Genomic DNA, 11995 nt, shown 5'->3' with positions numbered 1-11995 from the left:
TGATTAGCTCCCTTCTCCCCGTTCCACGGGGAGAAGATGCCGGCAGGCAGATGAGGGGAGCGCGACCCCATGGATATGGCATTATGCCTAGCTGGCCTGGCTTCCAAATACTCATCCTCGTGAACAGCCTGGTGAAAATGTACAAGCACGCTTAGACTGGCAAAAATACCAAGCGCATAACTCCCTCCAGGAAGCCGGATAGCGACTACCAAGTCGCACCGATTTCTGCTTATTCTGTCAGATGGGCTGGACCGGACGTATAAATCGCTTCTTCAACAATTTGGAATGGCGATGGTCACTAATCTACTTGGCGATCACAGCCATGGGCAGTTTCGCCCTACCAGCGTGGGCTGTTAGGGCCACAAACGCTTTCGAGGCATACGCTCCTGCATCTTGGGTTGCAGCCGGATTTGCTGGATTTCTGCTATTTGCTGTTGGGTACGCTACGTTTGCGTGGGCTCGATCAAAATTGATTCGAGCTAGGTACGACCAGAACCTTTATAAGCGCACGGGATTTGTCGATCCTATGGCTGCTACATTTGAAAATAAAAGAATATTTCTGGCGGATTTCGTTCTACCTTCTGACCCACATATCGAAGGAAAGACATTTATTAATTGCGATCTGATCGGACCCGCAAATATTTACATTAGGACTGCCAACAGCGTTAACGAGCATAGGCTCCCAAAATGTGATGGAGTGGTAATAGAACCCACGAAGTCCCTTTACAACGTGATATTCATGGATAACTGCACATTTAGAAGATGTTCATTTAAACGAATAACTTTGATCGTTGATCCTGCTATGTACGAGAGCTCAAAGAACGTTGACTGGGTGAACTGGATTAACGCTAAGGAAAACTCTCAGATTGAAATGACTGGGTTGGAACAGCCTGATCAAGCGAAACAGATCGACTCCCAACCTCATTCGGACGCTGAAGTAAAACCACAGCAGTAAATTCGGCTCACCCCTCATCCCACCGCCACACACTCGATCTCGAGATCAAACTCCATCGGCCAAGACGCCACCGGGACGAACGTCCGCGATGGCGGGTTTTCGGGGAAATACCTGGCATAGACCCGGTTGATCGCGCCGTAGAACCCCGAATTGACGGCGTAGATGCGCACCATCACCACGTTGTCCAGCGAGGTGCCAGCCGCTTCCAGGCAATGTTGCAGCGCCTTCAGCGACGCTTCGGTCTGCACCTCGATGTCGCCCTTGACCAGTCTGCCGGTCGCAATATCGAGCGGCGGCGTGCCGGAGACGAAGACCAGCCCGGCAGCCCTGGTCACCAGCGACAACGGCACGCCGAGCGCACGCACCGCCGCCGACAGCACCGGCACTTCGACGATTTCCTTGCTCATGACGATTTCCCTTTGGTTACGGCGAGGCCGCGCTGACATCTCGGATTGGACTCACCAGACGGCCCTATTTCACCGGCTCGAGCGAAAACCCGCCATTCGCCTGCTTGGTCCAGACATACATCGCCACGTCGGGCTCACGCCGATCGCCTTTCGCATCGAAGGTCAAATCGCCGAGCACGGTCGGGATCGGTTTGCCTGAGCGTATGGCGGCGGCGACAAGCCTTGGTGCCTGGACGCCAGCCATCGTGATGCCCCCGGCAATCACCTGCACGGCGGCATAGGACTTCAACGTATAGGCCTCCGGCTCGAAACCCTCTGAGCGAAAGCGTGCGACCACATCCTTCGCGGCTGGATTGGACCGGTCCTCGGGTGAAAATACGATCAGCGTGCCTTCGACGGCCGGCCCTGCGCGCTCGGTCAAATCCCTGACCATGGACGCGTCGCCCGAGATGAATTGCACATGCAGGCCGGCCTCGTCGGTCTGACGAATGAGCGCACCCAACTGATCCCCCAGCCCGGCAAAGAAGACAATCTCGATCTTCGCCGCTTTCATCTTGCCGATCAGGTCACCCAGATTGGTCTGGTCGTATCGGACCTTGGTGGCCAGCTTTTCCGGGTGCCCTTTTGCCCGCAGCGCCTTCCGGGCTTTGTCTGCCAAGCCGTCGCCATAGGGCGTTCCATCACTGACGATGGCCAGATTCCGCTGCGGAAAATGATCCGCCATGTACCCGGCGGCGAACGCCCCCTGGACATCGTCGCGTCCGGCTGTCCGGGCAACATTCCAGAGTTTGAACTCGGTCAGCGCCGGATTTGTCGATGCCGGGCTGACCATCAACGTGTTGTTCTTGGCATAGATTTGCGAAGCGGGAATCGAGGCGCCTGAATTGTAGTGGCCAACGACGAAGCGAACCCTGTCCCTGCCAACAGTCTTGGCAATGGCGACTGCCGTGTCCGGCGTGCCCTGATCGTCAAGGACGGTGAGCGCTAGCTTGCATCCGCCTATCCCGCCCTTGGCATTGATGTCGTCCGCCGCGAGCTTGGCGCCACGGCGCATTTCCTCACCATAAACCGCCCAATCTCCGGTCATCGGGCCAGCCACGGCGATCGGAATATCCGCGCATTCGGCCGCCGCCAAGCGCGGAAATGTCAACGCCGCCAACAATCCCAAGGCCAATAGTGTGAAAACCCGAGGCAGGACAGTCCGCACGTCGCGCATATTTGCCCTCAAAAGTATTTCTGGAGTAACCCTCTGAGGAAAGAACTAACACGCCCATTCGGTAAATTGAAAGCCGCCGCTGACAGGATCGAAGACTTGCGACGCGCGCCTCACGCCACCGCCACGCACTCGATCTCGATATCAAACTCCATCGGCCAAGACGCCACAGGCACGAAACTCCGCGCCGGCGGGTTGGTCGAAAAATACCTGGCATAGACCCGGTTGATGGCGTTGTAGAAGCCGGAATTGACGGCGTAGATGCGCACCATCACCACGTTTTCCAGCGAGGTGCCGGCTGCTTCCAGGCAATGCTTCAGCGCCTTCAGCGACGCCTCGGTCTGCGTTTCGATATCGCCGCGCACCATCTCGCCGGTCACCATGTCCACCGGCGGCGTCGCCGAGATGAAGACGAAACCGTTGGCCTTCACCGCCGTCGAACAGGGAAGGCCGAGCGCCCGCACTTTTGCCGACATGACGGGCACTTCGATGACTTCTTTTTTCATGGTGGTGCTCCCCTTTGATTAGCAATGGTCCGCCCAGCGCACATTCGCCCGGGCAGGCAGGGCTCGCGCCCTTGATCGATCCTTCGAGAGTAGGCGCCTTCCTCTCCCCCGTCGATCGGGGGAGAGGTGTCGAGCGAAGCTCGACGGAGTGGGGGTCGACCCGGCTCGTATTACTATTCAGGTCAAGGCAATCTCCCGCCTTACGGAAGTCTCTGTGCTGAGTTGTGGGCGGCAGCGTATTGAAGAGCCGGCTTCCCCCACTCCGTCCGGCTTCGCCGGCCACCTCTCCCCCCTCCGGAGGGAGAGGAAGGGCGACAGGCGGAGGCGCCGGCCTATCAGCCTGGCCCTCACCCCTGCCCCGGATAAGGCGTGCCGTCCTTGTGCAAAAACCGCCCATCCGAACTGGGGCTCATCATGTCGATGTCGGAGCAGGTGATGACATCGTCCATGTTGCGCGAGCCGACTTCGAGATAGAGCGCGGTCGTCGACGAGCGGTTGATCATGTGGTGACCGTTGCCGCTGTTCCTGGCAAAGGTCGCGCAGTCCCCTGCCTTGAGCAGCGTCTCGCCGCCGTCCTCGACCAGCGTCAGCTCACCTTCCAGCACATAGACGAATTCGTCCTCATGGCTGTGCCAGTGGCGCTGGCTCGACCAGCCACCGGGCGGGAGTGTCATCAGATTGACGCCGAAATCGGTGAGCCCGCCGGCGTCCCCCAGGCGCCGGCGCGTGCGGGCGGCGCAAGGAGCATCGAAGGGCGCGGGGTAGCCGGAGCCTCGGCGCGCGGGGACGGATGGCAGGTCGATCTTGGGCATGGGTTTTCCCCTGGATGGATCGTTGCACAGTAGCAGAGGTGTTCGTGCTCTACGGCGCCCCCCTCTGTCCTGCCGGACATCTCCCCCACTAGGGGGAGATTGGCCGTTATTTTCGCCTTCGCCAATTTTCAAATTTGCAAGAAAGGAGCCGGCGCCAAAGCTGCCAATCTCCCCACCTGTGGGGGAGATGTCCGGCAGGACAGAGGGGGGCGCCGTAGAGCGCAAAAAGCGATGAGGTAGCGTCTTCCCTTCCCTCAACGGCAACACCCTTCCCCATATTGCAGCTGTTCGTACCAGTCCGGCCGGCCCTGCGGCGTGAAATCCATGAGGTTCCACAGGGTCTCGCAGGTGCCGATGGCGCGCGGGTCCTGGCCCGGCTCGGATGGCGCGAAGCCGAGCTCGGACGACCAGAAATGCCTGATCCCGTCGCCATCGCGATGAAAGACCGAGAGCAGCGGCAACTGGGCGCCGGCGGCGTCCTCGGAATTATAGTCGCGCTTGAAACTGTTGGCTGCGGACGATACCAGCCGCATGTTCCGCCACGCCCGGTCTCGGCCGAGCGTCACAAGGTTCTCCAGCGCGGTTTTCGCCACCACGGCGAAATTGAAGCCGGCCGCCTGGAGATGGCCGACGGCGCCGTCGAACTGGTCGAGCAGCGCCGTGCAGGACGGGCATGGCTGGTCTGGCCGGGCGAGCTTCGCCGTGCCGCCGCTCGCCGCCACGTCGCGCGTTTCCTGCGGATGGCGCGGGAACATCATCTGGTAGAGGATGAGGCTGTCCTTGCCGGGCGCGAACAGCTCCGACAGTTTTGTCTTCGCCGGCTTGCCGTCGGCATCGAGCGCATCGAAGACGTAGTCCTGGCGGATCAACCCGCCCGGCGGCAGGGCGCGACGCGCCTCGGCCACCGCTTCCATGGCGCGGCGCAGTTCGATTTCCTTCTTCAGGAGTTTTTCGCGCGCGGTGCGGTATCTGGCGGATTCGTTGGGAAAGGTGATCATGGTCGGCTCCCATGGGTCGGCGCCGGCGTCCCGGCGCGGTTGCTCTGCGACCCAAGGACGGTCCGGCACGATCGGTTCCGACATTTTTGCGCACTGCGCCGAGCGATTGCTTGCCAATGCGCCGGATATCAGATCAGCCCGCCCAGTCCACTTCGAACATGCCGAGCCGTTGGTAGAGCCTGACGGCGGCAGGATTCCCGACGGTATTGGTCTTCAGGTCGACAAGGTCAGCGCCCCGTTCACGAAAACAGGCGAAGGCGTGCCACATCAGCGCTTCGCCGACGCCCTTGCCGCGCGCCTCGGGATGAACGGCGAGATCCTTGACGAAGGCCGACGTCCAGCACAGCGCAGCCGCCGCCAGCCGGCCCTTGGCGTCGATGACCAGGAAACACAGCGCCGGGTCGAACTCCGGATCGCCTGATATGCGCGGCCACCATTGGTCGAACGGGCCGTCGGTGCCGTCGTCGAACACCTCGCTCAGCAGCGCATGCAGAGGCGCTGCATCGCCGGGTTCGAAAGTGCGCATGGCAAAACCGTCCGGCCAGTGCGGTGCAATCAGCGTCTCATCAAGGATCTTGCGCAGCCGGATGTCGTTCAGGGCCGGCGGGCGCGGTTGCGGCATCGCGCTCAGGCGTCGGGCTGCAGGCGGTGCCGCTTGCGGTCGACGCCGAGGCCGGTCGCCTCGAGCAGGCCCTTGCGCTTGGCGTCGAAATAATAGCCGGTCTGGTAGAGCCAGTCGGCCTTCTTGGCGTTGCCGTCGGCCACCAGCCAGGCGCCACGCAGATATTTGACCGCGTATTTGAGGTTGGTCTCGGCGTCGAACAGGCCCTTGGCCGGCCCGTCATAGCCCATGCCACGCGCCGTCGCGTGCTTGATCTGCATCAGCCCCCAATGGCCATTGTTGTAGGCCTTGGGATTGAAGGTGCTTTCGCGGTTGACGACATGGCGCACCAGGTCGACCGGCACCTGGTAGAGGGCAGCGTATTTGACGATCAGCTTGTCGACATCGCCCCGCACGCCCGTGTGCTCTTCCGTGGCGGCCGGATCAACCGGCGCCGACGGGAACTGCACCAGTGCCGCCGGGTTCTGCGGCACGACATAGGCCACCTGCTGCACGCCAGGCAATTTCTGGCCAGCCTTGGCGACCGCCGGCACGATGAGCCCGGCGGTCTTATAGGTTTCGGCCGACTGGATCACCGGCAGGCCTGCCTTGACCGGCTGGGCCGCCTTGGCCGGCGGCGGCGCCTGCCACGCACTGGGGCTAGCGATCATGATGGCGGGTGCGGCCGGCGCCGTAGGCGTTGCGCCGGCAAAGGCCGCGGTCGCGGCGGCGGCAGGCTGCGCGGCGGCATCCAGCGTCGGCGCGGCGGCGGGGCCAGGCGTCAGTTCGGCGGTCTGGACAGGGGCAATGCCGGAGGATTGCGGCAGCACCGAAACCGTCTCCGGCAGCGGAATGGTGAAGCCGGCATCGCTGCCGGCAACGGTCGCTGTTTCGGTCAGGGACGGCGCGGCTTTCATCTGCGAGGTCGAGGTGCAGCCGCTCATTGCGGCTGCCGCCACGATCACGCCGATCGCGATAAGGGTTTGTTTTGCTGGCAAGCCGCGCTCGGGTCCGGTTCGTCGGGTCGTTAAGAAATCCCTTACACCAGCGATTCAGGGCGGGCAATCGGGGCCGTCTGGTGGTTTTCGGGTGGCGAGACTCGGGCCGAACTGCCATATTGTTCCTGATATGTACCGGCAGGAATCCCGGATTTCGCCGCTTTGCGGAAGGGAGCGCATCATGGAAACGACAACTTCGATCACAGCTGGCCACGCAGTGTTAGAAACAGTGATCGGTTTCATGGGCATCGCCTGGAGCGAAAAGGGCCTGATCCGGCTCTGCCTGCCCGAACGCAGCCGCGAAGCCGTGGAGCGGCGGCTGATGCGCCATGCCGCCGTTTCCGCCTCTATCGTGCAACCACCATGGGTGGTCGAGCTCGTCGCCTCGATCAAGGCTTACGCCGCGGGCGAGGATGTCGATTTCACCAATGTTCCGGTCGATCTCGACGGCATCGACGATTTCCGCCTCGCCATCTACGACGCGGCGCGCAAACTCAGCTATGGCCAAACCACCACCTACGGCGAACTCGCCAAGCGCGCCGGCCATGCCGGCCTGCCGCGCGAAACCGGTGCCGCCCTTGGCGCCAATCCAGTGCCGCTGGTCATCCCGTGCCACCGCATCCTTGCCGCCGGCGGCAAGATCGGCGGCTTCTCGGCGCCTGGGGGCTCCGTCACCAAGGAAAAGATGCTGGCCATGGAAGGCGTGCGCGTCGGCCCGCCGCCGCCGGCGCAGGTCTCTTTCGGGTTCTGACCCCTGCCGGCGCGGCCAAACGGCCCGGCTCAGTACATGGGTCGCTTATTGGTCGGGTTGGCTGGCACGGGCTGCATCACGTCCCAATGCTCGGCGATCTTGCCATTTTCAACGCGGAAAATATCCACGATGACGGTTTCCGGCGATTGGCCCTGCTTCGGTTGAACGACCTCGGTCATGACGAGGTCGCCTTCGGCAATCACCCGCTTCAAGTCGACCTTCTGTTTTGGCCAATGAGCGACACCCAGGCTTTCGAGCAGCTGTTTGACCGAGTCGCGACCGTCCGTCATCGTCGGATTGTGCTGGATATAATTTTCCGCCCAGTAACGATCGAGCGCGGTGAGGTCGTGATCGCCGAACAGCGCCTGATAGGCCTTCAGGACAAGCGCCTTGTTCTTTTGCGTCAGCTCATGCTGCTGCACCGCCTCCCTGGCTGGCTTGGAGGTTCCCGCATGTGCGACCGCGGTGAGGGCCACGGCGGCGAAAGCGGCCACCGCGAAGGATTTGAGTAACATCGATTTCTCCTTGGATTGTGGATTAGTCAGGTCAGGGCGCGCGCGACCAGGACCGTATCGACATATTGCCGCATGCGGACGATCTTGCCGTCCCGCAGTTCGTAAAGATGAGCGAACGGTGCCGTCATCGACTTTCCCGTCGCCCTGTAGATGCCGGAATACACGCCAAAGGCCGCTACCCGGTCCCCATCGGCCATGAAGGTGTGCACGTCGGCGTGGTATCCAATCCATTCCGATCCGAGCCTCGTGAAGACGCCCTGCATCAAGGCCTCGACGCCGACATAGGTGCCGGCGTAGGGGAATCCTTCCGCCTCCGTCCATTCGACGTCCGGGGAAAGAACGGCCAGAAGATTGCGGCCGTTCTCCTCGGAAGTCCCCTCGTAGGTGCTCCGGATCAAGTCGAGGTTCGTCGCCATGTCAGCCCCACTTCATCTCGCCCTTGGCGACCTTGGATCCGATGTCGAGGGCGACACCCATGCCGAGGCCGGGGAAGCGGGCCTCCATGGCGGCCTTTAGGGCGGCGCTGTCGGCCGCCTTGCTCAGCTCTTCCTCGAAGGCGAGAAGATAGGACTTGGTGAATTCCACGGCCGAGGGACCAGTAGCGGCATCGGGGGCCATATGGCCCGGCACCACGACGGCGGGCTTGCGGGCGGCAATCGCCTCCAGCGTCTTGACCCAAGCGGCGCGGCTTTCCTTGGTCTGCGTGTCGGCGGTCCAGACGTGAACACCCCCGAAGATCATAACCCCGCCGAATACGGCATTGAGCGAGGGCACGAACAGGTACCGGCGGTTGGCAAGTCCTTGTTCCGCATCGACGATCTCGATCGCCTCGCCATCGACGGTGAGTGTGGGGCCGTCGAATGCCACGGGAAGAACGATGTCGGACAGAGCCTGGGGACCGTTTTCCTTCAATTGCGGACCCCAAACGGCAAGCTTCTTCTCCACATTGCCCTTGATGGCTTCCAGCGTGGCGGAGGCAGCAATCACCTTTGCCTCCGGAAAGGCTTCCCGCACGGGTTTGAGGCTGAAGTAGTAGTCGGGATCGGACTGGCTGACATAGATGGTGGTCAGCTTCTTGCCGGTGGCTTTGATGGCCTCGGCCAGCGCCTTGCCGTCCGGATAGGTGAAGCCGCCATCGATCAACAGGGCTTCGCTAGGTCCGGAAAGCAGTACTGGCGCCCGAAAGAAGCCGTTCGGACCTGTCGGAAAGTGTTTCCAGCCAAGCTTGCTGCCGGCAGCTTGGCCGCCGTTGACAGGGGCGAATACGGCGGTTGCGCCTAGGGCCAATGACGTCTTCATGATCTGTCTCCTCGTGAACATGGAATAACTCCGTTGAATTGGACGGGATCAGCCCGTGGTCGCTATCCGCATGTGCGTGTTTTCATCGATAGAACCCGCGCGGATGGTAAGCCCGCCGGATTAATCGATAAATTACCTATAATGATACAAACTGTGCGCTAAAACATTACAATTAACTCAAGGCATCCCATGGAACCCATCAACCTCAACCGCCTCGCCTATTTTGCCACGGTGGTCGACGCAGGTTCTTTTACCCGCGCAGCCGAGCGACTTGGCATTACGAAAACCGTCGTCAGCCAACAGGTCGCTCGTCTTGAAGCCGAACTGCAGGCCACGCTTCTCGTACGCACGACGCGAAGGCTCGAGCCGACGGAAGCGGGTCGCCGTCTCCATGCACGGTGCGTTCTAATCCTGCGGGATGTCGAAGAGGCGGTTGCCGAGATTGGGGAGGCCAACACTGAAGTGGCCGGCGTACTGCGCGTTTCCGCGCCCAATGATTATGGGACGATCGTGGTTGCCCCGATCGCCGCGCGCTTTCGGCAGAAATTTGCGGCTTGCGGCGTCGAGCTCTCTATTTCCGATGCTAAAATTGATTTGATCGGTAACAAGATAGACCTGTCCATCCGGGTCGGCTGGCTGGAAGACTCCAGCCAGCAGGCGCGTCGCATCGGCACCTTCCAGCAGATGCTGGTCGCCTCGCGGGATTTCGCTGCCAAGGTCACGGTCGGCGAACCAGAAGATCTTTCTCTCTTGCCGCTCGTTGCCAATGCCGTGCTTCGCAAGCCCTTCACCTGGACCTTTGCCCGCGGCGATGGCGAGCGACGGACCATCACGATGCGCGAAGCGTTCTCCATAAATTCGACCCCAGCCGTACTGGAGGCGACGCTCGCCGGCGGCGGACTGGCAATCCTGCCGGACTACCTGGTCATCGATCATCTATCGAAGGGCCGCCTCGTCCATATGCTCCCGAACTGGTCGCTGCCTTCCGGCGGCATTCACGTGGTCTATCCGGCGGCGCGCTTTCGCCCGCAGAAAGTAACGCGATTCGTGTCCATGCTCATGCAGCACATCCAAGATTGAAAGTACTGTTGCTCCAGGCAGCGCGGTTATCGGCTCGACAAACGATTCCGACCCGTTGATGAGCCGTGCTCCGCTAAAGCGCGTCGCGCTGGAACGGATTCAGGCGACGCGCCTAAGTCTTTGTTTCGATGCATGTCGTTGTCCCGGAACCGCCGCACACTTCTGGGCGACATGCATTAGTTGTTGTGGAAGAAGCGCCGGCGGAAATGCCGATCGTTGTCCGGTCGCTTGCAGTTGTACACCGGGCAGGATTTGGTGTCGGCGCTCGGCACATAGGCACGCGTTCTCACCTCGCCCATTGTGCAGAATTGCTGGCTCTGCACATAGCGGTCGTAGAGCGGCAGCCCCGGCACACGCTTCGATTGGTAGCGCAGGATGACCGCGCCTTGCCGCGCTATCGTCGACTGCACCTTGCCGCAGCTCATATGCGTCGGGTCGTAGCGCGAAATCGCCTGCGCCTCGGCGGCCACCAGCGTCAGGCAGGCGGCAAGCACAATGGTTTTCATGGTCTCCTCCCCTGATCCGCGGCCAGACAGCGCGATCTTCCGCAACGATTTCACCACATTGGGGCGGGCGTTGGGCAGTGCCGCGATCACGGTTTTTTCACGCAGTCTTGTTTTTGGAACGAAAGCAGACTATATCAGCCCCATTGATATTTCGGCCGATCGATCCGGGCCTCGCGATCTTCGCGTTTGCTGACGTCTATCTCCAAAATCTCGATGCACACCGGCTGGACGTTGGTCTGGTCAAACTAAAGCAAATGTTGAAGGACTATCTGAAATGGCAACTGGAACGGTCAAGTGGTTCAACGCCACCAAGGGCTTCGGCTTCATCCAGCCTGACGCGGGCGGCGCGGACGTTTTCGTCCACATCTCCGCTGTCGAGCGCGCTGGTCTGTCGACCCTGGTCGAAGGCCAGAAGATCAACTTCGAGATCGAGCAGGACCGCCGTACCGGCAAGTCGTCCGCTGGTTCTCTGAGCAAGGCAGCCTGATTTTGAAAATGGCGCGCGCCGGGCGAGAGCTCGGCGCGCGCGGCAAGTCACGGATGTACTGACGGTCGCGCGAGAAGCGCGCCCGGAGTGGAAAGACCGAAACGCTGGAACAGCAGATAGCTGCCAGCCCGGACCGGATGCTCCCGATCAGGCTACCGAAATGGGAAGGCGGGGTTTATCCCGCCTTTTTATTTGTCTGGAGTTAGGCGAAACCGGCGAAGCGGTGGGACCGCTTATCCCACCCACCCGATCGGCACATGCCCCGGATCCGCCTCCACGCGGCCGAGCCAGGCCACGACAGCCGGATAAGCGTCGAGCTGGAAGCCGCCTTGCTCGGCCGTATGCGTATAGGCATAGAGCGCGATGTCGGCGACGCTGAAGGCGCTGCCGGCGAAGAAGGCATTGTTCTCCAGATATCTGTTCATCACGCAAAGCGCCTTGTTGCCGCGCTCCAGCGTCACCGCCAGCCGCTCGGGCGTCGCATCGCTGGCGCGCTCGGGAAAGGTCAGCAGCGCCTTGCGCACGGCGATGTAGGGTTCGTGGCTGTACTGCTCGAAGAACAGCCACTGATAGGCAAGCCCCCGCTCATACTTGTCCCGCGGCAGGAAGCGCGTGCCTTCGGCGAGGTAGAGCAGGATGGCGTTGGACTCGGCCAGCCGGCGGCCGTCGTCGAGTTCAAGCAGCGGCACCATGGCGTTTGGGTTCTTGGCGACGAAGTCGGCCTTTCGCGTGTCGCCGGTGTGCGAACTCACTTCGATGGCCGTGAAGGCGAGGCCAAGCTTGGCCATCAGCAGGCGCGGCTTGTAGCAATTGCCGCTGTCGATCATGCTGTAGAGTATCATGGACGGTCCCCGGAGCGCTGCCTCG

General features: G+C 61.5%; 16 protein-coding genes. 4 read left to right on the top strand and 12 right to left on the bottom strand.

The genetic code is table 11. From position 1 onward, the window contains the following. Positions 1-322: 322 nt before the first annotated feature. A complete protein-coding gene (locus EB233_RS12075; RefSeq protein WP_155765361.1) occupies positions 323-955 on the top strand; it encodes a hypothetical protein in 633 nt (210 codons plus the stop codon). 14 nt (positions 956-969) lie between these two features. Here EB233_RS12075 and EB233_RS12070 read toward each other — a convergent pair whose 3' ends face one another. From EB233_RS12070 to EB233_RS12040, 7 genes are all read right to left on the bottom strand, one after another. Then, entirely contained in the window at positions 970-1362 is a 393-nt protein-coding gene (locus EB233_RS12070; RefSeq protein ID WP_064989799.1) for a RidA family protein, read from the bottom strand. Between the two features lie 64 nt (positions 1363-1426). Next, the gene (locus tag EB233_RS12065; protein ID WP_064989798.1) at positions 1427-2578 is read right to left on the bottom strand and encodes a branched-chain amino acid ABC transporter substrate-binding protein; all 1152 of its coding nucleotides are present in this window, start codon (positions 2576-2578) and stop codon (positions 1427-1429) included. 110 nt (positions 2579-2688) lie between these two features. Next, positions 2689-3081, bottom strand: coding sequence for a Rid family hydrolase (locus EB233_RS12060; RefSeq protein ID WP_027054766.1), 393 nt, complete (start codon positions 3079-3081; stop codon positions 2689-2691). A 347-nt stretch (positions 3082-3428) separates the two neighbouring features. After that, positions 3429-3893 carry a cupin domain-containing protein gene (locus EB233_RS12055; protein WP_064989797.1) on the bottom strand — a complete coding sequence of 155 codons (465 nt, stop codon included), beginning with the start codon at positions 3891-3893 and terminating at the stop codon, positions 3429-3431. Positions 3894-4147: 254 nt separating this feature from the next. Beyond that, positions 4148-4891, bottom strand: a complete 744-nt coding sequence (locus tag EB233_RS12050) for a DUF899 family protein (protein ID WP_064989844.1) — start codon at positions 4889-4891, stop codon at positions 4148-4150. 133 nt (positions 4892-5024) lie between these two features. After that, positions 5025-5513: a GNAT family N-acetyltransferase gene (locus EB233_RS12045; protein ID WP_064989796.1), complete on the bottom strand. Its 489-nt coding sequence runs from the start codon at positions 5511-5513 to the stop codon at positions 5025-5027. Between the two features lie 5 nt (positions 5514-5518). Continuing rightward, the gene (locus tag EB233_RS12040; protein WP_064989795.1) at positions 5519-6490 is read right to left on the bottom strand and encodes a lytic transglycosylase domain-containing protein; all 972 of its coding nucleotides are present in this window, start codon (positions 6488-6490) and stop codon (positions 5519-5521) included. Positions 6491-6671: 181 nt separating this feature from the next. Between EB233_RS12040 and EB233_RS12035 the strand changes: the two genes are divergently transcribed. Further along, entirely contained in the window at positions 6672-7241 is a 570-nt protein-coding gene (locus EB233_RS12035) for a methylated-DNA--[protein]-cysteine S-methyltransferase (protein ID WP_064989794.1), read from the top strand. A 29-nt stretch (positions 7242-7270) separates the two neighbouring features. Here the strand turns inward: EB233_RS12035 and EB233_RS12030 are convergent, their stop codons facing one another. Genes EB233_RS12030 through EB233_RS12020 form a run of 3 tightly spaced genes read right to left on the bottom strand, consistent with a single transcriptional unit; the run spans position 7271 to position 9076 of the window. After that, on the bottom strand, positions 7271-7735 hold the full coding sequence (locus EB233_RS12030) for a nuclear transport factor 2 family protein (RefSeq protein ID WP_244277685.1): 465 nt from the start codon (positions 7733-7735) through the stop codon (positions 7271-7273). Positions 7736-7782: 47 nt separating this feature from the next. Further along, positions 7783-8172 carry a nuclear transport factor 2 family protein gene (locus EB233_RS12025; RefSeq protein ID WP_064989792.1) on the bottom strand — a complete coding sequence of 130 codons (390 nt, stop codon included), beginning with the start codon at positions 8170-8172 and terminating at the stop codon, positions 7783-7785. Position 8173: 1 nt separating this feature from the next. After that, positions 8174-9076, bottom strand: a complete 903-nt coding sequence (locus tag EB233_RS12020) for an MBL fold metallo-hydrolase (RefSeq protein ID WP_064989791.1) — start codon at positions 9074-9076, stop codon at positions 8174-8176. Between the two features lie 168 nt (positions 9077-9244). Here EB233_RS12020 and EB233_RS12015 point away from each other — a divergent pair, with 168 nt between their 5' ends. Next, a complete protein-coding gene (locus EB233_RS12015; protein WP_064989790.1) occupies positions 9245-10135 on the top strand; it encodes a LysR family transcriptional regulator in 891 nt (296 codons plus the stop codon). Between the two features lie 176 nt (positions 10136-10311). Here the strand turns inward: EB233_RS12015 and EB233_RS12010 are convergent, their stop codons facing one another. Further along, a complete protein-coding gene (locus EB233_RS12010) occupies positions 10312-10641 on the bottom strand; it encodes a hypothetical protein (protein ID WP_064989843.1) in 330 nt (109 codons plus the stop codon). Between the two features lie 274 nt (positions 10642-10915). Here EB233_RS12010 and EB233_RS12005 point away from each other — a divergent pair, with 274 nt between their 5' ends. Next, positions 10916-11128 (top strand): cold-shock protein, encoded by a 213-nt coding sequence (locus EB233_RS12005; RefSeq protein ID WP_010910991.1) that lies wholly within the window; start codon positions 10916-10918, stop codon positions 11126-11128. 233 nt (positions 11129-11361) lie between these two features. Here EB233_RS12005 and EB233_RS12000 read toward each other — a convergent pair whose 3' ends face one another. Next, the gene (locus EB233_RS12000) at positions 11362-11970 is read right to left on the bottom strand and encodes a glutathione S-transferase family protein (RefSeq protein ID WP_064989789.1); all 609 of its coding nucleotides are present in this window, start codon (positions 11968-11970) and stop codon (positions 11362-11364) included. Positions 11971-11995: the final 25 nt, after the last annotated feature.

The organism is Mesorhizobium erdmanii (genome assembly GCF_013170725.1).
GTDB classification, from domain to species: Bacteria; Pseudomonadota; Alphaproteobacteria; order Rhizobiales; family Rhizobiaceae; genus Mesorhizobium; species Mesorhizobium erdmanii.
The sequence above is the reverse complement of the archived record's forward strand: the minus strand, read 5'-3'. Positions and strand labels throughout refer to the sequence as shown.